The sequence below is a fragment of the Rhodococcus sp. NPDC019647 genome (genome assembly GCF_044389235.1).
GTDB classification, from domain to species: domain Bacteria; phylum Actinomycetota; class Actinomycetes; order Mycobacteriales; family Mycobacteriaceae; genus Rhodococcus_F; species Rhodococcus_F oxybenzonivorans.
Map to the genome: position 1 here is coordinate 38,419 of NZ_JBIRXS010000008.1, position 22,124 is coordinate 60,542.

Sequence of the window (22,124 nt, forward strand, 5' to 3'; positions counted from 1 at the left end):
GAGTGCCTGAGTCAGGCCGGCTGACTCGTCGGCTGCGCCCGGCGTGCGGGCGTGGCCACCGGTCGCGTCATGGTGACGCGCGGCCACGCTGCCAGTCCGTTGCGTGCCTCGTCCGCGCGGATCTGTGACAGCCCGGGGGTGAGTTCGCAATCCTGCAGGGGCCGAAAGCCCAGCCGCTCGTAGTACGGCGCATTCCAGGGAACGTCGACGAAGGTGGTCAGTGTGAGGGCCGGAAAGCCGCGTTCCGCCGCCCAGGACGAGATCTCGTCGAGAAGGAGCGCCCCGAGTCCCTGCCGGGCGGCGCTGGGATGGACCGAGACCTGTTCGATGTGCGCGGCGCCGTCCACGAGCGCAACCAGGGCATATGCGACCGGGTCGCCGTCTGCGTCCGCGGCGACCCAAATCCTCCCCGCATCCAGAAATTCCCTCAACTCGTCGAGTGAGGGCGGCGGATCCTCCGCGATCGCGTCCATTCCGATGTCGCGGAACGGAGCTCCTGCGGCAACTTCGATCTGTTGGAGAGTGGGCAGGTCGGTGACGATGGCCGAGCGGATCACAGGTCTGTTTTACCCGAAACCAGTCAATTCACACACCTTTGCAGCATGATCCCAGTACCTACGCCTCCGCAGGCTACGCAACCGTAGGTTGGTAGCCTGAGGTCAGGACGATGCGATCGGGGACTAGGTATGGACAGGCCCGAGGTAACCCTCGAGAACTACCGTGCGGTGTACGACTATTACCGCGATCATCAGCAGAACCGGGTGCTGGCCAAGCTGGCGTACGCGATGTTGAGCATGAAGTACCGGCCGCGGGTCCGGTATGCCGACGGCGCCGAGGAGCAGCTGACCGAGCTCGTCAAGTCCGGAGCGGTACTGCTCGTGGCCGCCAATCATGTGACGCACAGCGATCAGTACACGCTTGCCGCGACCGCGTGGAAGACGCCTCTGCGCCGAGTGATCGGCACGACCCGTGTACTGGCCAAGGACGAGTTGTTCACCGACCCCGATCTCCGCAAGAAGGTCGACATGATGGGCGGCATCCCGGTGTTCCGCAGTAAGAACTACGGCTTGCGCGCCGTGGCGGATGCGGGGCGTCTGATGATGGACGTGGCGGCCGAAAGGTTATGCCGGGGAGACAACCTCGCGATCTTCCCGGAGGGCACCTGCAATGAGGGCGACCCGACCCGGCTCCAGCACATCAACAGCGGCATCGGTCACATCGCCAAGCGCGCTGTCGATCGAGGTGTCACTCCCGCGCTGCTCTCGATCGGCATCAGCTACGGCCCGGACGCGCACGGCGCCGATACCGAGCTGGTGAAGGGTGCGAGTGTGTATGTCGCTCAACCGCTCACTGCTCTCCCCGTCAAGCCGATGGACATTGCCCACATCGCGCAGTGCGAGCTACAGAAGGCGGTCGACGGGGCGGTCGCCGCGTACTGAGCCGTCGACAAGGCGTCAAGAAAGGTTGACACCCGACCCGGTGTCAACCTAGATTGACATGTATGACGGAGGCAACGACACTCGCAGCTGCAGCGGGAAGCCCGGACCCCGCCGAGGGGTTACGGGCCGTGCGTGCCCTGCGACGTCTTCTGGAGCGGCTCGAAGCTATTCAGGTCGACAACGCTCGCGCTCAGGGCTGGTCCTGGCAGGCGATTGCCGACTCGCTCGAGGTGAGCAGGCAAGCGGTCCATCAGAAGCACAATCGGAAAGGGAGGTAGCTCCCCATGTTCGAACGATTTTCGACGGATGCCCGTGCTGTGGTGATCGATGCCCAGAAGGAGGCTCGCGCTCTGAAGTCGCCGCGGATCGGTCCCGAACACCTCGTTCTCGGGCTTCTGTCCGTGCCGACCGAACCCGTCCAGGGCATCCTCGCCGATTCCGGCATCGTCCTCGCGGCCGCGAGACGCACTGTCGCGGAACGGGGTATAGCGCTCAGCGATGCGGACGCGGATGCACTCGGATCGATCGGCATCGATCTCGACGCCGTCCGCCGCAGTCTCGAACAGACCTTCGGGAAGGGCGTCCTCGATCCCGAGCCGCCCAAGGGGCCGCGCGGCTGGTTCGGGCGCAAGTCGGGCCACATCCCGTTCACGAAGGACGCCAAGAAAGCGCTCGAACTGTCCCTACGGGAAGCCCTGGCCCGCAAGGACAATCACATCGGACCCGAGCACGTGCTGCTGGGAGTGCTCCGAGCCGCGGACGGCACGGCCCGCGAGATACTCGAGGTTTCGGTGACTGTGGACGAACTCCGGCGCCGGGTGCACGCCGCGCTCGACCGGGCAGCCTGAACCGGGCTCTCCGCGAATGGGGGCGATGCCCGTGTGTCGCAGTGATGTGCCAGCATGCACAGATGACCTTCTTGGTACGTCTCGTCGTCAACGCGTTCGCGATCTGGCTCGCGGCCGCCTGGGTGTCGGGCATAGACATCTCGAGTTCGGGCAACGGCACTGCGTGGGACATCGTGGTGCTGCTCGGTATCGCGCTGGTATTCACGGTGGTCAACATCTTCGTCAAACCGCTGGTGAAGCTGTTGTCGTTGCCGCTGCTGATTCTCACGCTCGGACTTTTCACCCTGGTGATCAACGCGCTGATGTTGATGCTCACCGCTTGGCTGAGTTCACAGACCGACTACGGCATGACGGTCGACGGCTTCTGGACGGCTCTCTGGGGCGGCCTGATCATCTCGGTGGTCAATTTCCTGGTCAACATCGTCGTTCCGGACCGCGACTGAGCTCGGTCAGGCCAGCGACAACGCCACGGCCGTCGCTGCGCCCCAGATGAGCATGGCCAGGCCCGAATCCCGCAATGCCGGTATCAAGGCCAGGCCTGTGGCGCCGGAACGAACCGGCGAGTTCGCCCGGATCGCAAGGGGCACGGCCAATAGTCCGAGAAGCGCCCAGGGGGTGCGCGCAAGGAGGACGAGAGTCGCGATGAACGGGACGGTCAAGGTGACGAGGTGCAGGATGCGGGTGCGGGCATCGCCGAGACGGACAGCGAGTGTGCGTTTGCCCGATTCGGTGTCCGTGGGGATGTCCCGGAGGTTGTTCGCCACGAGCACCGCGCTGGAGAACGATCCGACGGCAACGGCCGTCACGAGTCCCGCCCAGTCCACCGTCTCCGCCTGCACGTATTGGGTGCCGAGGACGGCGACGAGACCGAAGAATACGAAGACGGCAACCTCGCCGAAACCGCTGTACCCGTAGGGTTTTTTGCCGCCTGTGTAGAACCAGGCGCCTACGATGCACAGCGCGCCGATCAGAACCAACCACCATGCAGTGGTGACGGCGAGTACGAGTCCGGCGGCAGCGGCGACGGCGAAGCAGGCGATGGCAGCAGCTTTCACCGCCGACGGCTTCGCCAACTTGGAACCGACGAGCCGCAGCGGTCCGACCCGTTCGTCGTCGGTGCCGCGAATGCCGTCGGAGTAGTCGTTGGCGAAGTTGACCCCGACGATCAACGCGAGAGAGACGACGAGCGCCAGTAACGCCTTCCACCACACTGCGCCGCCGAGCGACGCCGCTGCGCCTGTGCCCGCCAGCACTGGGGCGATCGCGTTCGGGAGGGTGCGCGGACGAGCGCCTTCGATCCATTGAGCAGCCGTTGCCATGTGTCGATCTTTGCACTCCGCACCACCGCCGAATGCGGTGGACCAGTACCTGAGTGTTACCGGGCGGGGCGAACCGGTAACGGCTGCGATCTGTTCAGGCCGACACACCGGCGCCGAGGCGGTGGGCGCAGGCGTGTAGGAGGTCGGTCAACTCCGGATCGCCGACGGCCAGCCGTCCAGTCTTCCCGATCGCGGCGAGGCAGCCGACCACGCCGTGTCGGGAGTCGAGCACGGGGACGGCGACGGAACTGCGGCCGATACGAATCTCGTCCACTTCCCGGGCCGAACCGGTGTGCCGAATGGTCTCCAGCTCGGCGTTCAGCATCGAGATGTCGGTGATCGTGCGGGACGTGACCCGGCGTAGTTGCTGCTGTACGAGTTCGGGGTGCGCCGCGAGGAGGATCTTCCCGATGGCGGACGCATGCGGATGCGCCGTGATGGTGCCTTCACCGCTGAGTTCGTGGTCGGGGTCCTTGTCGACGAGCCGGACCGCGCCCCCCGTGAACGATGCGAGATAGACACCGAACCGCACCTGAGACCGCAGTCCCTCGACGATCGTGTGCTGATCGACTGGGTCCGGCGTGTCGGCGCCCGCGAGTTGCCGGGTGCGGCGACCGAGTGCGAATCCGGAGAGGTCGGAGATTCGCACCAGATAGCCGTCGGCGGTGAGCAGATTCAGAAGCCGATAGGCCGTCGCCTGGGGGATACCCGCATGGGCGGCGACGTCCTTGGCAGTTGCTCCCGAGCCCAGTTGGGCGACGGCCTCGAGTAGTGCGAGTGCTTTCTGCACGGCGCGGGGTTCGTGGCCCGCGAGCTCCCCGGTCCTCCTCGCCATCAGCGCATCTCATGGGTTCGCGCACTTGCGGTCAATGCCAGGTTGCCCGTCGCGTCGGTGGCGAACACGCCCGCACCCGGCAGTACGTCCTCCGTTTCCGCGCTGTCGAACACGCCGATCGACATCAGACTCGCGGGATGGTGCCACTGGAGGAAAAGGTGCCAGGCAGAACCGGACAGCAGCAGCGTGAGCATCACCGCGGGAACCATGACGAGGCCGTGTGAGGCAGTGGTGAACAACAGGTAGGTGAGGACGGTTCCACCGGCTGCGCTGCCCGCGACCCCGGCGCACAAGGTCAATGCGGTGTGCTCCTGAATTCGGCGGAGGAATTGCACCGACGCCACCGCGACCAGCACATAGGCGGCGATCACCGCCGTGCGTGCTGCCAGTTGAACGTGACCGAAGGCGGTCGACTTGCCGACGATTCCGAAGGTCGCTGCGCCCACGCATACGGTGCAGACAATCAGGGCCAGAGCGGCATAGGGAGTGCGGTAGCCGCGCTGCACGCGCGCGAACAGCCGCGGAACCACTGATTCGACGCCCATCGAATACACGAGGCGTGAGGCGGCGTTGGACGACGCCATCGCCGAGGCAAGCCACGACGTCCCGAGCCCGATATTCAGCGCGATGACGACCGCTGGGGCGACACCGGTCGACGTGCCGTGGAGGTAGGCGTTGACGAGGGTGTCGGCGCGGCCGGACCACGCGGCCCAGCCGGCGAAGATGAACAACGCACCGCAGATCATCGGGGTGAGGAGGACGGTCCGGGTCACCGTCGCGAGGGGCCGCTTGGCCTCGGGTCCGAAAAAAGTGGCGCTCTCGAAACCGGCGAGAGCGAACACGGCAACGAGCGCCATGGTCAGGAGACCGTGCGACGACGAGTCTTCGGGCGGCACCACGGCGTGTTGCCCGCCCGCGCCTGTCACCACCATCAGGCCGACGATGAAGAGCAGCGAACATGTTTCGATGGCGAGAATGGCGAGGGCTGCGAACCGCACGCCCCGCACCAGACATCCGAGAATGACGAGTGCGATGCCGGCGTAAATCAGTACCCGGTCGGCGGGACCACGCATCTCCAGTCCGAGGAAACCGAGTGTCGTGATCACGGCCTGACCGCCGTGGTACAGGGTCATGACGGCACTACCTACGTACTTGGTGAGCATGGCCACGCCGGCGGTGAGGGCGGCCCGGGTACCGAGTCCCTGGAATACGAAGCTGTAGATGCCGCCTGCCGCTGCCATCCGCCGCGTGAACTGGGAGACGCACACCGCAATCAGCGTGATCACGACCGTAGCGACGGCGATGGTGACCACACCGCTCAGAAGCATCTGATGGGTGAACATGGTGACGGGCAGGACCACCATCGACACCGCCGGAGCCGTCGTGGCCACCGACTGGGCGAGAACCTCGAAGCCCGACAACTGCCGCCGGCCCAGCGCACGCAGCGGCGACACGGCCTGACGTTCGGGCTCGCCGGTGGCGAACGAACGCGCGATGGCGTCGGAAAGGGCTGACATGCGCGTGAAACTAGCCGGGTCGTGTTGCCGAAAAGTTTCGGTTTCGGGTCGAACTCCGCTTCGGGAGTGAGAACGGCCCGCGACCGTTCTCGCTCGCCGGCCTCAGACTGTTTCGCCGCCGACAACTTCCCGACTCGCGTTCCTCCCAGGATGAATCCGGACAAGTTACCCGGGTCGCCGGGCGCAAGAATGGGAGCGCGAATTGGCATTCACACGTAGATTTTTCATGAAGGGCCTCGGGGCCACCGGGGGCGCGGGACTCGCGTACGGTGCGATGTCGACGCTCGGGCTCGCACCGTCGACCGCCGCTCCCGCCCGCGCGTTCCAGCCGCTCGCGGCCGGCGACCTGATCGGGAAGGTGAAGGGCAGCCACTCCGTGGTCGTGCTCGGCGGCGGCCCCGCCGGCCTGTGTTCGGCGTTCGAACTGCAGAAGGCCGGATACACGGTGACGGTCCTCGAAGCCCGCACTCGGCCCGGTGGCCGCGTCTGGACCGCCCGGGGCGGTACCGAGGAGACCGACCTGAACGGCGAGACGCAGAAATGCACGTTCTCGGAGGGGCACTTCTACAACGTCGGCGCCACCCGCATCCCGCAGAGCCACATCACCCTCGACTACTGCCGGGAACTCGGCGTCGAGATCCAGGGCTTCGGGAACCAAAACGCGAATACGTATGTGAACTACCAGAGCGACACGTCGTTGTCGGGCCAGTCCGTGACGTACCGGGCCGCGAAGGCCGACACGTTCGGTTACATGTCGGAACTGTTGAAGAAGGCAACCGATCAGGGCGCGCTGGACCAGGTGCTGACCCACGAGGACAAAGACGCGTTGTCGGAGTTCCTCAGTGACTTCGGTGACCTGTCCGACGACGGCCGATACCTCGGATCCTCGCGTCGCGGTTACGATTCCGAGCCCGGTGCCGGGTTGAACTTCGGCAGCGAGAAGAAGCCGTTTGCGATGCAGGAAGTGATCCGCAGCGGCATCGGCCGAAACTTCAGCTTCGACTTCGGCTACGACCAGGCGATGATGATGTTCACCCCGGTCGGCGGCATGGACCGCATCTATTACGCCTTTCAGGACAGGATCGGCACCGACAACATCGTCTTCGGCGCCGAGGTGACGTCGATGAAGAACGTGTCCGAGGGCGTCACTGTCGAATACACCGCCGGCGGCTCGAAGAAGTCGATCACCGCCGACTACGCGATCTGCACGATTCCGCCACACCTGATCGGACGTCTGCAGAACAACCTGCCCGCCGACGTGCTCACCGCGCTGAAGGCGGCCAAGCCGTCGTCGTCCGGCAAGCTCGGCATCGAGTACTCGCGCCGGTGGTGGGAGACGGAGGACCGCATCTACGGCGGCGCGTCCAACACCGACAAGGACATCTCGCAGATCATGTTCCCGTACGACCACTACAACTCCGATCGAGGCGTGGTCGTCGCCTACTACAGCAGCGGCAAGAGGCAGGAGGCGTTCGAGTCGCTCACCCACCGGCAGCGGCTCGCCAAGGCGATCGCCGAGGGCTCCGAAATCCACGGTGAGAAGTACACCCGCGACATCTCCTCGTCGTTCTCCGGCAGCTGGCGTCGCACCAAGTACTCCGAGAGCGCGTGGGTCAATTGGGCGGGAAGCGGTGGCTCCCACGGCGGGGCGGCCACCCCCGAGTACGAGAAGTTGCTCGACCCGGTCGAGAAGATCTACTTCGCAGGCGACCACCTGTCCAATGCGATCGCCTGGCAGCACGGCGCTCTGACGTCCGCTCGCGACGTCGTCACTCACATCCACGAGCGCGTGGCCCAGGAAGCCTGACCTTCCCCTCTAACAAGGAGTTCTTCATGAAGTCGTTCCGTATCAAGGCAATTACCACTGCCCTCGCGGCGTCCGCTGTTCTCGCAGGCGCCACCTCATGCTCCTCCGACGAGGCCGCAGCAGAGGCGCCAGGCAGCACCTTCGTCTCGAAATCCATTCTTGAAGCGGGCGAGGCGAATCCGATGATCGCGCAGGGGGTGGCGATCGGCGGTGGCACCGCCGTCTACAAGTCGAGCGGAATCGGACCGGGTGCGTCCAACAAAGCTGCGCCCGAGGGAACCCCGGAGTCGTACATCGACACCGACGTGTTCGCAGCCGGCATGCTTCCCGCTGGGGTCACGATCACCGAAGCGCAGGGCATCAACGCGCTGAAGCGAATTCGCGACAATCTCGAGGCGCAGGGGCTGACGCTCGAGGACGTCGTGACCATGCGGGTGTTCCTCGACAATGCCCCCGGAACGGACCGCGCCGATTACGCCGGCTGGAATCGCGCCTACCGGCAGTTCTTCGCGAACACCAACCTCGACACTGGCGACACCGAACTGGTTCCCCTCGGCACCGCGGAACCGGCCGCGCCGATGGAACGGAACTCCGCGCGTCCCAGCCGATTCGCGCTCGAGGTGGCGAGCCTGCCGGCAGCGGGATGGCTCGTCGAGGTCGAGGTGGACGCCGTGTACCCCGACGGTGAGGAGCCGCAGTAATGGGAGCGATGAGCCCGTCACACTGGGCGATTGTCGCGGTGGTTCTGGTGGTGCTCTTCGGATCGAAGAAATTGCCCGACGCTGCGCGCGGTCTCGGCCGATCCATGCGAATCCTCAAAACCGAGGTGGGGGAGTTGCAAGCGGACGCCCCCGAACTGGAGAAGTAGGCGCCCGGGCGGGAGGTGAACCTGCACTTGCAGGGACATTGGTCGGATGCGCAGCAATTGCGTCGGAAGGTAGCCAATGTCTTTGCAAGTGTCCTTCACTTCGAACCCGGAGTCACGAATTGCGTCCTCGCGGAGTTTCTCCCGGTGCACGGCCACGGCCGCCTGCCCACCGTCGACGCCGTATTTCCCCAGGCCATCGAACTCTCCGACCACGCCGTCAGCTTCCCAGAAGAAGTCGACGCGGCCGAGGAACGCGCCACTGCTGTCGTGGAGAACTCGTTGCAGTTGAGGTGAGGGTAGTCCGTGCCGGCGTATCCGAGTGCGGCTCAGCGATTCTCCCGGGCTTTCGCTGCGACCGTCGAGGAATCCCGCTGCGCGTCGCGCCGTCGCGATACCTTTTCGTGGTCCGGACCGATCGATCACGTCCCCGATGTGGTCGAGTGTGCCAAGCCGGCGGTGCAGCGCCGAGTCACCGACCACGACGGCCTGGTCGAACGTCGAGATGCGCGCCGGTGTCCACCACTGTTCGCGCGGTCGTGGTGACCGGCAGCCCGCCCACCACGACGACGTCGGACGCGTCGAATGGTGCGGCGTGGAGGTGTACTTCAGCAGTTCGGCCGCCGCCGGACGTGTGATTGCGAGTCAGATGTACCCGCTGGAGCGGAATGTCACCGACATCCATATCGTGCAGCAGCGCCGCGGAGGCGTGGCTCACCACGACACCGGGTGGCCGCGACTGCAGGGCCGCAGCGATGCGTATTCGGTGCAGTGCACACGCGTCGAGTCCGGCGAAGTGCGCGTCGGAGACGTCCGCGCCCGCGGCGATCCGCACAAGTTGTCCGGACCTTCGCGCGCGTCGGATCTCGGAGTCGGTGATGCCGTCAGCCAAGGCTCGGCGTCGAAAGATCAGATCGTCGGTCATGGCGGACATCGTGCAGCACGCGGCAGACAGGGCTGGTGTGCTCACCAGGACTTCAGAGCGACCCTGTGGATAGAGCGCAGCCTGTGGACAACTCCATCCGCGGAGACATTGGCCAGACGCGCGACCATTGCGACCGCGGCTGGCAAAAATCATCGCAAACAGGCGCGCCCTACCCGAACCTGGACTCCAGGGCGCGGCGGTCGACCTTGCCGGGACCGCGGAGGGGGAGGGCGTCGACGAGGTGCAGTTCGCGGGGCGCAGCGGTGGGGTCGAGGGTGCGTTCGACGAACTGCCGCAGTTCGTCGAGCGTGGGGAGGGTTCCGGATTCGGCGACGACGGCGGCGGTGACACGCCGGCCGAGTCGTTCGTCGGGGAGGCCGAAGACGGCGCATTCACGCACGGCCGGGTGCTCGTTGAGTGCGCGCTCGACGACTTGCGGTACGACGGTGAGGCCGCCGGTGGAGATGGCCTCGTCCAGTCGGCCGGTGATGCTGAGGATTCCGTCGGTGAGCGACCCGGAGTCGTCGGTGCGGAACCAGCCGGGTTCGGCGAACGCGGGGTGGTCGGGAATGCCGCGGTAACCGGTCGCCAGCATGGGTCCGCCGAGCAGGACGCGGCCGTCGTCGTCGATCCGGACCCGTGCGCCGTCGAGAGGGATCCCGTCGTACACGCATCCCCCGCACGTTTCGCTCATGCCGTAGGTGCGGACGACGGTAATCCCAGCCTCCTGGGCACGTTGCAGCACCGGGGCCGGTGTCGCTGCGCCGCCGAGCAGGACGGCGTCGAGGGAGGCGAGTGCCGCCACCGCGCCGGGGTGGTCGAGGGCCTTGACGAGCTGCGTCGGAACCAGAGACGTGTAGCGGCGACGCGAGGTCATGGTCTCGACCGCGGCGGGCAGCGCTGCGGGATCGAAACCTCCCGTCACATCGACCACGACCGGTTCGGTGCCCGCCAGCACACTGCGCAGGAGCACCTGCATCCCCGCGATGTGGTGGGCGGGCAGCGCCAGGAGCCAGGAGCCGGGCCCGCCGAGTCTTGCGTGTGTCGCCTCACCGCTCGCGCGCAGCGCAGCCGCCGTGAGCATCGCACCTTTGGGCACGCCCGTCGTACCCGAAGTCGCCACGACGAGTGCGACGCCGTCGTCGATCGGCTCCCCAGGACGCAAGGCGTCGGTCAGTCGCCGGATCTCCCGCTCGTCCGCGGCGGGGACGGGCAGCGCGGCGGGGGCGGTTCCGTCGAGCATCTCCGACAGCTGCGGCAGGATACCGACAACCCTGACGCCCGACGGGACGGGAAGGATCTGGAGTTCGCTCACTGGGCGGGCCCGGCCAACGGCCATCCGCCCGCGGCAAGGTTGCTGCGAACCCGGTCGACATCCGATTCGAGTGGCAACTCGTCGGTGACCTTGGTGATCAGGACCTGGATGTCCGTCTTCTCGATGGGGAGGTCACCTTCCTCGACGAGAGCGTCGGCGACGGCATCCACCTCGTCCTCGGACAGGCGGCGAGTGAGCAAGGCGAACAACGGGATGTAGTCCTGCTCGGGCACACCATTGGGATAGCCGGCTCGCAGCCACCCGACGATGGAAGTGAGGAACGGTGGAAGGCTCATCGGTTATCCCGCGTCGCGTGTTTCTTTCGGATCGCCCGCACCCTCGTCGGTGTTGCCGGCGACCGGCCACCCTCCCGCAGTGTCACCAGCGACCGGCCACCCTCCCGCGGTGAGGTTCGCGGTGACCCGCGCAACGTCCTCCTCCGACGGCTCTTCGTGGGTGATCTCACTGATGAGGCGCCGGATGCTGTCGTAATCGACGTGGCGATTCGGGTGTTCGTGGGCCGTTTCGATCGACAGCGCCACCACTTGCTCGATTTCCTCATCGGTGAGTCGACGACGCAACACGGCCAGCAACGCGAAATGGTCCTTCGCCGGAATCCCTTCGGGGTATCCGGCGCGGAGCCAATCGAGTACGGAACGAAGTGAGTATTTGGGCACGCGTTCGGCCTCTTTCGTCGATGGAGTGGGAACCTCGCGGTCGCCGCTCAGAAGATGTGGATACCGAACGTGCTGGCCAGGAAGTCGCTCATCAACAGCAGTATCCCAGTGATGATCGCGATCAGCACGACGGCGAAGCAGGCCACGGCACCGATCCGGCCTGCGACGGACGGCTGCGGCGCCGAGGTCTCACCTTCGGCTCCTGCGCTGAGCGACTTCAGTCCGAGAGCGAAGATGGCGGGCAGTCCCGCACCGAACAGCAGTCCGACGAGGATCACTTGCCAGAGCGAGTTGACGGTGGTGGTCAAGAGGGTCATGAGCAGCTCCCGTCAGTGGTTGGTGGTGGTGGGTCTGGGCGACTCGGAGATCTCCGAGCCGGCCGGGGGTGGTACAGCCGTGGTCGCGGGATGCTCTGCACCCGGCTCCCACTCGGCGTTGACATTGCCGGAGTGCACCGGCTGCTTGCGGGACCGTAGGTACATGAACCCGGCGAGGAGGATGAGTGCCGCGAACACCACCAGCACGCCGGCGAGGCCGCCGATGATGTGCGCGAGGAACCAGCACACGGCGCCCACGAACGCGGCCGAGGGGAGAGTGATGAGCCACGCGACCGCCATACGTCCGGCGATGCCCCAGCGAACCTCGGCGCCCCTGCGGCCGAGCCCCGTGCCGAGGATGGAACCGGTGGCGACGTGTGTGGTGGACAACGGAAGCCCGAGGTGGCTCGACGTCAGGATGATCGCGGCCGACGAGGATTCGGCGGCCATGCCTTGCGGGGCGGCGATCTCGACGAGGCCCTTGCCGAGGGTGCGGATGATCCGCCAGCCGCCGAGATAGGTGCCGAGGGCAATGGCGACGGCGCAGCTGAGCTTGACCCAGAAAGGCATCTCGTCGTCGGCGGTGATGCTGCCGTGCGCGACCAGTGCGAGGAAGATCACACCCATCGTCTTCTGGGCGTCGTTGGTTCCGTGCGCCAGCGACACCAGCGAGGCGGAACCGATCTGACCGACGCGGAACCCGTGCTCCTTCGTTCCCTCCGGCACGGTGGAGGTGATGCGGTACACGAGTTTAGTACCTGCCGTGGCGACCAGTGCTGCGACGACAGGGGCGAGAAGAGCGGGAATGACGACCTTGCCGAGGACCCCGCCCCACTCGACACCACTCATGCCGATGGACGCGATGGCCGCACCGATCAAGCCACCGAACAGCGCGTGCGAGGAGCTCGACGGCAGACCGAGCAGCCAAGTCGCGAGGTTCCAGATGATGCCGCCGACAAGTCCCGCGAACACGATGAGCAGGAGATCTTCACCGCCCACCGTTCCCAGGTTCACGACACCTTTGGCCACGGTCGCGGCGACCTCGACCGACAGGAATGCGCCGACCAGATTCAGCGACGCGGAGAGCACGACCGCGGTCTTGGGTCGCAGAGCTCCCGTTGCGATCGAGGTGGCCATTGCGTTTCCGGTGTCGTGGAAGCCGTTGGTGAAGTCGAAAGCGAGGGCGGTGACGACCACCACCAGAAGAACTACGAGCTCTGCGGTCACACCCAGATTGTGCGGATCGAAGTTCGAAAAGTACAGCTGAGGTCGGACACCTCGAGGCGGCCTGGAGTTTGGCCCCGTGTCACCCGTCGTTCACCGGCCTGGTGTCGCGCCGGAGGGGGTGATCCTCCGGAATCTGCACCAGCACGATCGGTATTCCGTCGGGGTCCGCGATCCACATTTCGTGCAGTCCCCACGGTTCCTGCCGGGCTTCGCGGTTGATCTTGACCCCGGCGAGTACCAGTTCGGTCTGCGCTGCGGTGAGGTCACGGACCTGCAGCCACAGGGCACCGTCGAACGTCGACGGAGTGTCCGCGGCGCCGTGGGCGGCCACCTCGATGAGTCCCTGCCCCGCGAAGAACACCGTGCCTCCGGGATATTCGCGGGCGGTGGCGAGTCCGAGGATGTCGCGGTAAAAACTCAGCGTCGTCGCGTAGTCCCGTGGCCGCAGGATCGTCCTGCTGCTGAGGATTTCCACCCGTCACTCTCCTTTGCTCGGGCGGGCTTCGTGACCTGCCCGGCCGTGTGTGCGTCGCGCTTCCTTCATCTCCGCCTCGAACAGGTGGCGACGACCGTCCAGCAGTTCGTCACGGGCGGCGCGCTCGAGTTCACGGAAGGTGGACCAGTACCCGTCGTCGAACTCTTCCACGACCTGGAAGGTCCACCGTCCGTCGAGCACGTTGAGGCCGACCAGTTCGGTCTCCAGGCGGTCCGCTGTCGGGCCGTGACCGGCCGACCGCAACGCGTCGACGGCGTCACCGAGCTGAAGGTCGGCGTGCCCGATCAGCTGGTGGAACGAGTACAGCAGTCCGCGGGCCCGCTCGACGGTTTCGAGGGATTCGGACAACTTCCCGAGCGCGGCGACGGTGTCGTCACCGGTTCCGGGCGGACGGCGGTGTTCCGGGGCCGGGAGCTCGCGGTCGGTGCTCATGTGGTCAGTGTGCCGGAATCGGTGAATCCGCGCTGGCACGTGGCCAATTCCACGATGCCCGGGAAGGGGAGCGGCTCAGAAGTACCAGGGATACGGCTTCCAGTCGGGTTCGCGCTTTTCGAGGAAGGAGTCGCGACCTTCGACGGCCTCATCCGTCATGTACGCCATGCGGGTTGCCTCTCCCGCGAACAACTGCTGTCCGACGAGTCCGTCGTCCTGCAGGTTGAACGCGTACTTCAGCATGCGCTGCGCCTGCGGGGACTTTCCGTTGATCCTGGCGCCCCACTCGATTCCGACGTCCTCGAGTTCGGCATGGTCGACGACCTTGTTGACGGCGCCCATCCGGTGCATCTCCTCGGCGGTGTACGTCTCGCCGAGGAAGAAGATCTCGCGGGCGAACTTCTGCCCGACCATCTTGGCGAGGTAGGCGCTGCCGTAGCCGCCGTCGAAGCTGCCGACGTCGGCGTCGGTCTGCTTGAAGCGGGCGTGCTCGCGGCTGGCGAGTGTCAAATCGCACACCACGTGCAGGCTGTGGCCGCCGCCTGCGGCCCAGCCGTTGACGAGACAGATGACGACCTTCGGCATGAACCGGATCAATCGCTGAACCTCGAGGATGTGCAGGCGCCCGGCGCGGGCCCGATCGACGGTGTCCGCGGTTTCCCCTTCCGCGTACTGGTATCCGCTGCGGCCGCGGATGCGCTGATCTCCGCCCGAGCAGAACGCCCAGCCCTGATCCTTCGGGCTCGGCCCGTTGCCGGTGAGGAGGACGGCGCCCACGTCGGAGGTCATCCGGGCATGGTCGAGTGCCTGGTAGAGCTCGTCGACGGTGTGCGGACGGAAGGCATTGCGCACCTCGGGACGGTCGAACGCCACCCGGACGATGCCCTCGCTGACATGCCGGTGATAGGTGATGTCCGTGAGGTTCTCGAAGCCGGGTACGGGTCGCCAGTGCTGCGGGTTGAAGGTCACGGCTCCGAGATTATCGGGTGCCGCCGTTGGGTGTCCGCGCGCGGGAGTTCGGCCCGGGTTTACCGTGCAGGTATGAGCGAACAGGCTGCGGACGTCACCGGTGTCGACGGGAAGCGCGACGACGACTACGAGCACCACGGCGGGTTCCCCAAGTACGAGGCGGTGACCCCCGGCCCGGATTGGGCGCGGTTCGTGGAAGGAATGCGCACCCTGCAGGATCTGGCGGTGTCGGTGGACGCCCCCGACGACGTTGTCGCGCAGGCGGCTGACCAGGTGGAGAAGCTGGCCGCAGTGCTCACACCGTACGTGGTTCCCGAGGGACGGTCGCCCGCCGGACGGACGATCGAGCTGCCGGGCCGGGGGAGCCTGCTGATGCCGCCGTGGCACATCGAGAAGTTCGGACCTGACGGGGTGCGCAGCGCGGGCGAGTTCCGTCGCTACCACCTCGGTGGCAACGGCGCCGCGCACGGCGGCACGCTGCCGCTGCTGTTCGACGACCTGATGGGAATGATCGTCCACGCGTACGGACGGCCCATCAGTCGCACGGCATACCTCCATGTGAACTATCGGGCGATCACACCGCTCAACACACCGCTCACCGTCGAGGGCAGCGTCGACCGGGTCGAGGGGCGCAAGACGTTCATCACCGCGCAGCTGAAGAAGGGCGACACGTTGCTCGCCGACTGTGAGGCCCTCATGCTCGAGCTTCTGCCCGGACAGCCCTGACCTCGTGTCCTCTCTGCCGACCCTCGACGAGGTCCTGGCCGACGCGGTCGCGGTGAGTCTGCCCATGCGGGTGCGCTTCCGCGGCATCACCACCCGAGAAGCCATGCTCGTGCGTGGTCCCGCGGGGTGGGGGGAGTTCGCGCCCTTCCCCGAATACGCGGACGACGAAGCCTCGCACTGGCTGCAGTCGGCGATCGAGGCCGCCTGGCTCGGTCCGCCGCCCGCGCTCCGCGACCGGGTCGCTGTCAACGCGACCGTTCCCGCGGTGGACGCCGCACAGGTTCCCGCCCTCCTCGAGCGATACCCGGGAGCCCGAACCGCGAAAGTGAAAGTAGCCGAGCGCGGTCAGACTCTCGCCGACGACGTCGCACGGGTGAACGCGGTCCGCGCACACATTCCCTGCGTGCGCGTCGACGCGAACGGTGGATGGTCGGTCGACGAGGCGGTGACGGCGCTGCACGCACTCACGGCGGACGGGCCGCTCGAGTACGCGGAACAACCGTGTGCGAGTGTGCCGGAGCTGGTGGAGGTGCGCCGACGTGTGCCCGCTGTGCGCGTGGCCGCCGACGAGAGCATTCGACGTGCGGACGACCCGCTGAAGGTGGTTCGCGCAGGCGGCGCCGACGTCGCCGTCGTGAAGGTCGCCCCCCTCGGTGGAATGCGCCGCCTCCTCGCGCTCGCGGACGAGTTGTCCGAGTACGGGGTCCCGGTGGTCGTGTCGAGTGCGTTGGACACCGCCGTGGGAATCGCCGCCGGTGTCGCCGCCGCGGCCGCACTGCCCGACCTGCATTTCGCGTGTGGACTGGGAACCGGTGGACTCTTCGAGTCGGATGTGGCCGAGCCCAGCGAGCCCGTGGACGGTGCACTGGGAGTCGCATCCGTGACTCCCGACCCCGCCCGGGTCGCCGACCTCGCGGCAACGCCCGAGCGTGCCCGCTGGTGGATCGAGCGGGTGCGCCGGTGTCATGGCCTGCTCGAACAACGCGACCCGCAGCTTTTCGTATAGTGTCTGGCCGGACCTGATCGCTCAGTCAATACGGAGGCATTGAAAGTGGTTGCAGCTCTGAACGAAACCCTGCTCGACGAGGCACGCGTGCCGGCGGTCATCGCCGATGTGCAGGCTCTGATCGACGCGGAGGTTTCGGACAAGTCGGGGGCCTCGGGACTGGCATTGAAGGGTGGTTACGCCGCGGTCAAGAAGGTGGGACCGTCCATCGTGCCGGATGCTATCGAGGGCTTGCTGCCCGAGTTCGTCACCAAGCTCGAGCCGTACTGGCAGGATTTCACCGCCAGCGGCCAGGATTCGTTCGCCGATTACCTCGTCGCCCGCGGCGACGACGTGTCGGACTCGCTCCTCGGTGTCACCGACGAGCGCATCGAGAACAGTGACCGCGGCGCGGTCAAGAAGGTGTACAACTCGCTGCGCCCGTCCGCGAAGAAGAATGTGATCGAAGCACTTCCGCGTTTGGGCGCACTCGTCCAGAAGCACGCCAACTGAACGAACCTCTGGAAGTGGCGAAGTGCGCGTCCGCGTACTTCGCCACTTCCCTGTGGTCAGTAGGCGGCGTGGCCGTGGCGCCAGTAGCCGGTGAACGAAATGTGTGTCTTGGGAACGTGCCGGTCGTTCACGAGGTGGCGTCGAAGAGCCGTCGGTAAGTCACTTTCTCCGGCGACGAAGGTGTACGACGGCCCGGTCGGAAGATCTGCCTGCCGCACCGTCTCCAACGCAAGCAGCCCCGGACGGGCATCTGCGTTTTCGCGGACCAGCCAGTGCACGTTCACTCCGTCGCCCACCGAAACATCCTGTGCGTCGGCGGCTTCCGCGATCTCTATGAACACCTCGGCTCGAAGGTCCCGCGGCGCCGATCGTAGAATCCCGACGATCGCCGGCAACGCGCTCTCGTCACCGACCAGGAGTTGCCACTCGGCGTCGGGCGCCGGGTTGTAGATCCGGCCCTCGTCGAGGATGGCAACCTCGTCGCCCGCCGACGCGGAAGCGGCCCAGGCCGAAGCCGGACCCAGATCGCCGTGCGAGGCGAAGTCGATGTCGATCTCCGTCTCGTCGCCGAACAGTCCGGTGCCGACGGCGCGGTAGTCGCGGATCGTGTAGTTGCGCACGACGGGCCGGGTGTCCTTCGACATCAGCTTGTACTGCGCGTACCAGAGGTTGCTCGCGCTGGTCGGCAGCCGCAGAGTGGTCTGTCCGGGTTGGGGGATGAACATCCGGAACCACTGGTCGTAGCCCATCGGCGTCACGAAGTCCAGTTCGGGTCCCGCCACGGTGACGCGGATGAAGTTGGGGCTGATCTGCTTGCCGGCGACCACCCGGGCGGACGCAATTCGGCGAGTCTCGGGTTTGACGAACTTGCTGCGTTGGGCCATGGATGGTTACTTTCCGGCTAGGGAATCGATTTGTCAGGTAAGCCTAACCAATCGATCGGCTATTCGGGTCGTTGCGGTCGGTCCAGCAGCACGACTTCGGGCGGCAACCCCCACTCGTTGCGGCCCAGGCGGCTGAGCGGGGCAAGGGACGTGAAGTCGGGCAGACCGTCCTCCGCGACCGCCTCGTCCCGCACCGCAACCGCGAGCACGTCGCCCATCACCACGAACGAATCACCGACCGGAACGATCTGCGCGAGGCGGCATTCGATTGCCACCGGCGAGGCGGCCACCCGCACGGGACGCACGTGCTCGCTCGGCTCGGTCTCGATCCCCAGCGCCGCGAACTCGTCGACATCATGGTCGTAGGTGGCCGAACTGGCGTTCACCACCTTCATGAGAGGTTCAGTCGCCACGTTGATCACGAACTCCCCGGTGGCTTCGATGTTGCGCAGGCTGTCCTTGCGGGTGACGGACGTGAACTGCACCACCGGTGGGTTGGTGCTCGACACCGAGAAGAAGCTGTACGGGGCCAGATTGGCTACCCCGTCCTCCGAGAGGGTGGACACCCAGGCGATCGGTCGCGGCACCACGGACGCGGTCAGTACCTGGTACATGCGGCGGGGCGGAAGTTCGGCGGGATCGAAGACTGTGCGCATCTGTTCATCGTGTCAGCGGAGGGGGTGTGGCCGCGAACTCACCTGACGAGGTCGCCGACAGAACCGGCCGGTGGATCTGACACTCTGGATGGTGTGAATCCGTCCACTGCACAAGCCACCGCGGTCGTCGACGAACTGGTCCGCGGGGGAGTACGCGAGGTTGTGCTCTGCCCGGGTTCGCGCAACGCACCGTTGGCCTTCGCGCTGCAGAAGGCCGACCTCGAGGGTCGACTGCGCCTGCACATGCGCATCGACGAGCGGACCGCGGGATTCCTCGCGCTGGGATTGGCCGTCGCCGGTCGTCGGCCGGTGCCCATCGTGATGACCTCGGGTACCGCCGTGGCCAACCTCGGTCCGGCCGTTCTCGAGGCCAACTACGCCCGGGTCCCGCTCGTGGTACTCAGTGCCAACCGCCCCTACGAAATGCTCGGTACCGGCGCCAACCAGACCATCGAGCAACTCGGCCTGTTCGGGAGCCAGGTCCGCGCCACCATCAGCCTAGGGCTGGCCGAGGACGACGCCGGTCAGAACAGCCAGTGGCGTTCGGCCGTGTGCCGGGTCCTCGCCGCCGCGCGCGGCACGAGGTCGGGAAATGCCGGTCCCGTGCACTTCGACATTCCGCTCCGGGAACCGCTCGTTCCCGACGTCCACGCGCAGGGGCCGACCCCGCAGGGACGGCCGGGCGGGGCGGCGTGGACCACCACTCAGCACGCGACGCTCGACGTGCCGGTCGAGCTCGACCTCACCCCCGACACCATCGTCATCTCCGGTCACGGGTCGGCTCTACGGCCCGAACTCGCCGGACTCCCGACGGTCGCCGAGCCGACGGCGCCGCTCCACGGCTTACCGGTGCACCCGATGGCGCTGCCCCAGCTCAAACCGCGGCAGGCAATCATCACCGGCCGCCCCACCCTGCACCGGCCGGTGTCGAAACTTCTCGCCGATCCAGTCGTGGCCGTGTACGCGCTCACCACCGGCCCGCGCTGGCCCGACGTCTCCGGCAACGTTCTCGCCACGGGCACCCGCGCCGTGGTCTCGGGTGAACCGGACCTGGCCTGGATCGCCCGCTGCCGGACCCTCACCGAGCACACGGACAAAGCGGTGCGGGCCCAGCTGGCGTCCCATCCGAAGGCAACCGGCCTGCACGTCGCCGCCACCGTGATGGACGCATTGTCCGACGGCGACCAACTGCTCCTCGGGGCGTCCAATCCGGTGCGAGATGCCGCGCTCGTCAGCTACCCGTCGCCGCGGATCCGGGTTCTGTCCAATCGGGGAGTCGCCGGGATCGACGGCACGGTGTCGGCCGCGGTAGGGGCGGCCCTCGCCTACGTTGAGGGCCGCACGGTGGCTCTGCTCGGCGATCTGACGTTCTTGCACGACGCCTCCGGGCTGCTCATCGGACCGGGAGAACCGCGTCCCCGTGATCTCACCATCGTGGTGGCCAACGACGACGGCGGCGGCATCTTCGAACTGCTCGAACAGGGCGACCCCCAGTACGCGGGCGTGTTCGAACGGGTCTTCGGCACACCACACGGCATGGACCTCGCCGCCTTGTGCGCCGCCTACCGTGTGGAGCACCACCTCGTCGGGCTCGAAGAATTGTCCGCCGAACTGCACAACCCCGGGACACCCGGTGAACGCGGAATCCGGGTGCTCGAGGTGACCACCGAGCGTTCCGGCCTGCGCGAACTCCATGCAGCGGTCCGGGCGCAGCTGTGAACCCACGGGTCACGGGCCGGGTGCGGCGCGGCATCGCCGTCACGGCCGCCGGCATCTCGATCCTCGCAGTGCTGTTGGTGGTGGCAGCGTGGCGGAACGACCGCACGATCCAATCGGACATGGGTGTCGCGACGGCCGAGGTGCTGTCGGCCGGCTCACTGCGGTCGGCGATCAGCTTCGTGACGCCCGACGGTGTGACGCACAATCCGGAATTGGGCGTGCTGTACCCGACGCGGTTGACGGCCGGACAACGGATCGACGTCGAGTACGCACGGGCCGACCCGGACCTCGTCCGGGTATCCGGCCGGGATGCGAGTGTCGCCGTGATCCCTGCCGGGTCACTCATCGTCGTCACCTGGCTCATCGCGGGACCGCTGATCTGGTATCTACGCAGACGAGAGGACGCGGTGGTTTCTCCGGCAATGTCATCGTGAGTTCGCCGGAACTTCGCGCGTCGGTCATATCGTCCTCGCCGCCGTGACCACGGGCACTGCCACGCTGTGCGTCGTGAGAGTAGCGATCGTCGCGGAGTCGTTCCTGCCCAACATGAATGGTGTGACCAATTCGGTGCTCCGAGTTCTCGAGCATTTGCAGCGGGACGGACACCAGGCGATGGTCGTCGCCCCGGACACCGTCGGTTCACAGCCTCCTGCCTCAACGGAACACGACGGTGTGCCCGTCTATCGGGTGCCCGCGGTCATGGTTCCGAAAGTCAGCTCCCTCCCCGTCGGACTGCCGCAACCGGGACTCACGGCGGAACTGCGTGCGTTCGAGCCCGACGTGATTCACCTGGCGTCGCCGTTCCTGCTCGGCGCGGGCGGGCTCGGCGCGGCGCACCGGCTGGATGTGCCGACGGTCGCGATCTATCAGACCGACGTCGCGGGTTTCGCCGAAAGCTACGGCCTGGGAATTACCAGCCGCGCGGCGTGGGCCTGGACCCGCCGCATCCACAAGGGATGCACGCGCACCCTGGCGCCGTCGACGTCTGCGGTCGAGGCCCTTGCCGAGCAGCGCATTCCCCGCGTGCACCGCTGGGCCCGCGGAGTCGAGACCAGCCGATTCGCGCCGTCTCGCCGGAGTACGGACCTGCGCGACTCCTGGTCGGCGGAGCCGGACCGTCTGATCGTGGGGTTCGTGGGCAGGCTCGCTCCGGAAAAGCATGTGGAGCGACTTGCCGCGGTGGCCGGACACCCCGGAATCCAGCTCGTGGTGATCGGCGACGGGCCGGAGCGGGGCCGTTTGCAGAAGCTCATGCCGGATGCCGTCTTCACCGGCCAACTCGGCGGCACCGAACTCGCGGAGGCCTACGCGAGCCTGGACGTGTTCGTGCATCCGGGTGAGCACGAGACGTTCTGCCAGGCCGTCCAGGAAGCGCTGGCCAGTGGCATCCCGGTGATCGGTCCGGACGCCGGAGGGCCACGCGACCTCGTCACGCACTGCCGCAACGGGTACCTGCTGCCGGTCGAGCGATTCGCCGAGCTGCTACCCAGTGCCGTCGAGGCGCTGAGTGACCGGCGGATGCGGGCGCGCTTCGGTGAGGCGGCCCGGCGATCGGTGCTGCACCGCACGTGGCCTGCCATCTGCAGCGAGCTGCTCGACCACTACGCCGAGGTCACCGGGTCTGCGGGCTTCCGCGCGTCCCGGGCTGCCTGA

General features: G+C 66.7%; 29 protein-coding genes. 14 read left to right on the forward strand and 15 right to left on the reverse strand.

Annotated elements, in window-relative coordinates:
* Positions 1-11 precede the first annotated feature (11 nt).
* Positions 12-557 carry a GNAT family N-acetyltransferase gene (locus ACH49N_RS17190; RefSeq protein WP_159920325.1) on the reverse strand — a complete coding sequence of 182 codons (546 nt, stop codon included), beginning with the start codon at positions 555-557 and terminating at the stop codon, positions 12-14.
* A 129-nt stretch (positions 558-686) separates the two neighbouring features.
* On the opposite strand from ACH49N_RS17190, the gene ACH49N_RS17195 reads away from it, so the two are divergent.
* From ACH49N_RS17195 to ACH49N_RS17210, 4 genes are all read left to right on the forward strand, one after another.
* Positions 687-1,439, forward strand: coding sequence for a 1-acyl-sn-glycerol-3-phosphate acyltransferase (locus ACH49N_RS17195; protein ID WP_358273495.1), 753 nt, complete (start codon positions 687-689; stop codon positions 1,437-1,439).
* 62 nt (positions 1,440-1,501) lie between these two features.
* Positions 1,502-1,717: a helix-turn-helix domain-containing protein gene (locus ACH49N_RS17200; RefSeq protein WP_109327895.1), complete on the forward strand. Its 216-nt coding sequence runs from the start codon at positions 1,502-1,504 to the stop codon at positions 1,715-1,717.
* 6 nt (positions 1,718-1,723) lie between these two features.
* Positions 1,724-2,287: a Clp protease N-terminal domain-containing protein gene (locus ACH49N_RS17205; RefSeq protein ID WP_159920329.1), complete on the forward strand. Its 564-nt coding sequence runs from the start codon at positions 1,724-1,726 to the stop codon at positions 2,285-2,287.
* Between the two features lie 62 nt (positions 2,288-2,349).
* Positions 2,350-2,730, forward strand: coding sequence for a phage holin family protein (locus tag ACH49N_RS17210; RefSeq protein ID WP_109334935.1), 381 nt, complete (start codon positions 2,350-2,352; stop codon positions 2,728-2,730).
* Positions 2,731-2,736: 6 nt separating this feature from the next.
* Here the strand turns inward: ACH49N_RS17210 and ACH49N_RS17215 are convergent, their stop codons facing one another.
* The 3 genes from ACH49N_RS17215 to ACH49N_RS17225 all read right to left on the reverse strand — a co-directional run bounded on the left by ACH49N_RS17215 (position 2,737) and on the right by ACH49N_RS17225 (position 5,958).
* On the reverse strand, positions 2,737-3,606 hold the full coding sequence (locus ACH49N_RS17215; protein ID WP_358273493.1) for a 1,4-dihydroxy-2-naphthoate polyprenyltransferase: 870 nt from the start codon (positions 3,604-3,606) through the stop codon (positions 2,737-2,739).
* 94 nt (positions 3,607-3,700) lie between these two features.
* Complete coding sequence (locus ACH49N_RS17220; protein ID WP_358273492.1) at positions 3,701-4,441, reverse strand: IclR family transcriptional regulator C-terminal domain-containing protein; 741 nt, start codon at positions 4,439-4,441, stop codon at positions 3,701-3,703.
* Positions 4,441-5,958 (reverse strand): APC family permease, encoded by a 1,518-nt coding sequence (locus ACH49N_RS17225; RefSeq protein WP_358273491.1) that lies wholly within the window; start codon positions 5,956-5,958, stop codon positions 4,441-4,443. The genes ACH49N_RS17220 and ACH49N_RS17225 overlap by 1 nt, the downstream gene beginning before the upstream one ends.
* Before the next feature lie 226 nt (positions 5,959-6,184).
* Between ACH49N_RS17225 and ACH49N_RS17230 the strand changes: the two genes are divergently transcribed.
* The 4 genes from ACH49N_RS17230 to ACH49N_RS17245 all read left to right on the forward strand — a co-directional run bounded on the left by ACH49N_RS17230 (position 6,185) and on the right by ACH49N_RS17245 (position 8,927).
* On the forward strand, positions 6,185-7,765 hold the full coding sequence (locus ACH49N_RS17230) for an FAD-dependent oxidoreductase (protein WP_358273489.1): 1,581 nt from the start codon (positions 6,185-6,187) through the stop codon (positions 7,763-7,765).
* Positions 7,766-7,791: 26 nt separating this feature from the next.
* Complete coding sequence (locus tag ACH49N_RS17235) at positions 7,792-8,466, forward strand: Rid family hydrolase (protein WP_358273487.1); 675 nt, start codon at positions 7,792-7,794, stop codon at positions 8,464-8,466.
* Positions 8,466-8,633 carry a Sec-independent protein translocase subunit TatA gene (tatA, locus tag ACH49N_RS17240; RefSeq protein ID WP_109327910.1) on the forward strand — a complete coding sequence of 56 codons (168 nt, stop codon included), beginning with the start codon at positions 8,466-8,468 and terminating at the stop codon, positions 8,631-8,633. Before ACH49N_RS17235 ends, tatA begins: the two co-directional genes overlap by 1 nt.
* Before the next feature lie 144 nt (positions 8,634-8,777).
* Positions 8,778-8,927, forward strand: coding sequence for a hypothetical protein (locus ACH49N_RS17245; RefSeq protein ID WP_397504733.1), 150 nt, complete (start codon positions 8,778-8,780; stop codon positions 8,925-8,927).
* A 175-nt stretch (positions 8,928-9,102) separates the two neighbouring features.
* On the opposite strand, the gene ACH49N_RS17250 is transcribed toward ACH49N_RS17245, so the two are convergent.
* From ACH49N_RS17250 to ACH49N_RS17290, 9 genes are all read right to left on the reverse strand, one after another.
* On the reverse strand, positions 9,103-9,555 hold the full coding sequence (locus ACH49N_RS17250) for a hypothetical protein (protein ID WP_358273484.1): 453 nt from the start codon (positions 9,553-9,555) through the stop codon (positions 9,103-9,105).
* 169 nt (positions 9,556-9,724) lie between these two features.
* Positions 9,725-10,894 carry an o-succinylbenzoate--CoA ligase gene (gene menE / locus ACH49N_RS17255; RefSeq protein WP_397504734.1) on the reverse strand — a complete coding sequence of 390 codons (1,170 nt, stop codon included), beginning with the start codon at positions 10,892-10,894 and terminating at the stop codon, positions 9,725-9,727.
* Positions 10,867-11,166, reverse strand: coding sequence for a DUF3349 domain-containing protein (locus ACH49N_RS17260; protein WP_208962346.1), 300 nt, complete (start codon positions 11,164-11,166; stop codon positions 10,867-10,869). Before ACH49N_RS17260 ends, menE begins: the two co-directional genes overlap by 28 nt.
* 3 nt (positions 11,167-11,169) lie before the next feature.
* On the reverse strand, positions 11,170-11,547 hold the full coding sequence (locus ACH49N_RS17265) for a DUF3349 domain-containing protein (RefSeq protein ID WP_358273480.1): 378 nt from the start codon (positions 11,545-11,547) through the stop codon (positions 11,170-11,172).
* A 47-nt stretch (positions 11,548-11,594) separates the two neighbouring features.
* On the reverse strand, positions 11,595-11,864 hold the full coding sequence (locus ACH49N_RS17270; RefSeq protein WP_250772667.1) for a hypothetical protein: 270 nt from the start codon (positions 11,862-11,864) through the stop codon (positions 11,595-11,597).
* Between the two features lie 12 nt (positions 11,865-11,876).
* Positions 11,877-13,091, reverse strand: coding sequence for an inorganic phosphate transporter (locus tag ACH49N_RS17275; RefSeq protein ID WP_358273479.1), 1,215 nt, complete (start codon positions 13,089-13,091; stop codon positions 11,877-11,879).
* Positions 13,092-13,170: 79 nt separating this feature from the next.
* Positions 13,171-13,566 (reverse strand): VOC family protein, encoded by a 396-nt coding sequence (locus tag ACH49N_RS17280; RefSeq protein WP_159920349.1) that lies wholly within the window; start codon positions 13,564-13,566, stop codon positions 13,171-13,173.
* A gap of 3 nt (positions 13,567-13,569) precedes the next feature.
* Positions 13,570-14,019, reverse strand: coding sequence for a hypothetical protein (locus tag ACH49N_RS17285; protein ID WP_358273478.1), 450 nt, complete (start codon positions 14,017-14,019; stop codon positions 13,570-13,572).
* Positions 14,020-14,094: 75 nt separating this feature from the next.
* Positions 14,095-14,988, reverse strand: a complete 894-nt coding sequence (locus ACH49N_RS17290) for a 1,4-dihydroxy-2-naphthoyl-CoA synthase (protein ID WP_159920353.1) — start codon at positions 14,986-14,988, stop codon at positions 14,095-14,097.
* Between the two features lie 72 nt (positions 14,989-15,060).
* Here ACH49N_RS17290 and ACH49N_RS17295 point away from each other — a divergent pair, with 72 nt between their 5' ends.
* Genes ACH49N_RS17295 through ACH49N_RS17305 form a run of 3 tightly spaced genes read left to right on the forward strand, consistent with a single transcriptional unit; the run spans position 15,061 to position 17,212 of the window.
* Positions 15,061-15,714 carry a PaaI family thioesterase gene (locus ACH49N_RS17295; RefSeq protein ID WP_109327924.1) on the forward strand — a complete coding sequence of 218 codons (654 nt, stop codon included), beginning with the start codon at positions 15,061-15,063 and terminating at the stop codon, positions 15,712-15,714.
* Positions 15,715-15,718: 4 nt separating this feature from the next.
* Positions 15,719-16,720, forward strand: coding sequence for an o-succinylbenzoate synthase (locus ACH49N_RS17300; RefSeq protein WP_358273476.1), 1,002 nt, complete (start codon positions 15,719-15,721; stop codon positions 16,718-16,720).
* Positions 16,721-16,765: 45 nt separating this feature from the next.
* Positions 16,766-17,212 carry a DUF6918 family protein gene (locus ACH49N_RS17305; protein ID WP_109327928.1) on the forward strand — a complete coding sequence of 149 codons (447 nt, stop codon included), beginning with the start codon at positions 16,766-16,768 and terminating at the stop codon, positions 17,210-17,212.
* Positions 17,213-17,268: 56 nt separating this feature from the next.
* On the opposite strand, the gene ACH49N_RS17310 is transcribed toward ACH49N_RS17305, so the two are convergent.
* Both ACH49N_RS17310 and ACH49N_RS17315 read right to left on the reverse strand, forming a co-directional pair.
* Positions 17,269-18,096, reverse strand: a complete 828-nt coding sequence (locus ACH49N_RS17310; protein WP_358273474.1) for a siderophore-interacting protein — start codon at positions 18,094-18,096, stop codon at positions 17,269-17,271.
* Positions 18,097-18,155: 59 nt separating this feature from the next.
* Complete coding sequence (locus ACH49N_RS17315) at positions 18,156-18,752, reverse strand: flavin reductase family protein (protein ID WP_358273473.1); 597 nt, start codon at positions 18,750-18,752, stop codon at positions 18,156-18,158.
* Between the two features lie 93 nt (positions 18,753-18,845).
* On the opposite strand from ACH49N_RS17315, the gene menD reads away from it, so the two are divergent.
* From menD to ACH49N_RS17330, 3 genes are all read left to right on the forward strand, one after another.
* A complete protein-coding gene (gene menD, locus ACH49N_RS17320) occupies positions 18,846-20,471 on the forward strand; it encodes a 2-succinyl-5-enolpyruvyl-6-hydroxy-3-cyclohexene-1-carboxylic-acid synthase (RefSeq protein WP_358273471.1) in 1,626 nt (541 codons plus the stop codon).
* Complete coding sequence (locus ACH49N_RS17325) at positions 20,468-20,905, forward strand: DUF3592 domain-containing protein (RefSeq protein ID WP_358273470.1); 438 nt, start codon at positions 20,468-20,470, stop codon at positions 20,903-20,905. The genes menD and ACH49N_RS17325 overlap by 4 nt, the downstream gene beginning before the upstream one ends.
* A gap of 73 nt (positions 20,906-20,978) precedes the next feature.
* A complete protein-coding gene (locus ACH49N_RS17330) occupies positions 20,979-22,124 on the forward strand; it encodes a glycosyltransferase family 1 protein (protein ID WP_358273593.1) in 1,146 nt (381 codons plus the stop codon).

Coding starts and splice junctions, on each gene's coding strand:
- ACH49N_RS17195 (WP_358273495.1), top strand. CDS start 687: ATGGACAGGCCCGAGGTAACCCTCGAGAACTACCGTGCGGTGTACGAC.
- ACH49N_RS17200 (WP_109327895.1), top strand. CDS start 1,502: ATGACGGAGGCAACGACACTCGCAGCTGCAGCGGGAAGCCCGGACCCC.
- ACH49N_RS17205 (WP_159920329.1), top strand. CDS start 1,724: ATGTTCGAACGATTTTCGACGGATGCCCGTGCTGTGGTGATCGATGCC.
- ACH49N_RS17210 (WP_109334935.1), top strand. CDS start 2,350: ATGACCTTCTTGGTACGTCTCGTCGTCAACGCGTTCGCGATCTGGCTC.
- ACH49N_RS17215 (WP_358273493.1), bottom strand. CDS start 3,606: ATGGCAACGGCTGCTCAATGGATCGAAGGCGCTCGTCCGCGCACCCTC.
- ACH49N_RS17220 (WP_358273492.1), bottom strand. CDS start 4,441: ATGGCGAGGAGGACCGGGGAGCTCGCGGGCCACGAACCCCGCGCCGTG.
- ACH49N_RS17225 (WP_358273491.1), bottom strand. CDS start 5,958: ATGTCAGCCCTTTCCGACGCCATCGCGCGTTCGTTCGCCACCGGCGAG.
- ACH49N_RS17230 (WP_358273489.1), top strand. CDS start 6,185: ATGAAGGGCCTCGGGGCCACCGGGGGCGCGGGACTCGCGTACGGTGCG.
- ACH49N_RS17235 (WP_358273487.1), top strand. CDS start 7,792: ATGAAGTCGTTCCGTATCAAGGCAATTACCACTGCCCTCGCGGCGTCC.
- tatA (WP_109327910.1), top strand. CDS start 8,466: ATGGGAGCGATGAGCCCGTCACACTGGGCGATTGTCGCGGTGGTTCTG.
- ACH49N_RS17250 (WP_358273484.1), bottom strand. CDS start 9,555: ATGACCGACGATCTGATCTTTCGACGCCGAGCCTTGGCTGACGGCATC.
- menE (WP_397504734.1), bottom strand. CDS start 10,894: ATGGCCGTTGGCCGGGCCCGCCCAGTGAGCGAACTCCAGATCCTTCCC.
- ACH49N_RS17260 (WP_208962346.1), bottom strand. CDS start 11,166: ATGAGCCTTCCACCGTTCCTCACTTCCATCGTCGGGTGGCTGCGAGCC.
- ACH49N_RS17270 (WP_250772667.1), bottom strand. CDS start 11,864: ATGACCCTCTTGACCACCACCGTCAACTCGCTCTGGCAAGTGATCCTC.
- ACH49N_RS17285 (WP_358273478.1), bottom strand. CDS start 14,019: ATGAGCACCGACCGCGAGCTCCCGGCCCCGGAACACCGCCGTCCGCCC.
- ACH49N_RS17295 (WP_109327924.1), top strand. CDS start 15,061: ATGAGCGAACAGGCTGCGGACGTCACCGGTGTCGACGGGAAGCGCGAC.
- ACH49N_RS17310 (WP_358273474.1), bottom strand. CDS start 18,096: ATGGCCCAACGCAGCAAGTTCGTCAAACCCGAGACTCGCCGAATTGCG.
- ACH49N_RS17315 (WP_358273473.1), bottom strand. CDS start 18,752: ATGCGCACAGTCTTCGATCCCGCCGAACTTCCGCCCCGCCGCATGTAC.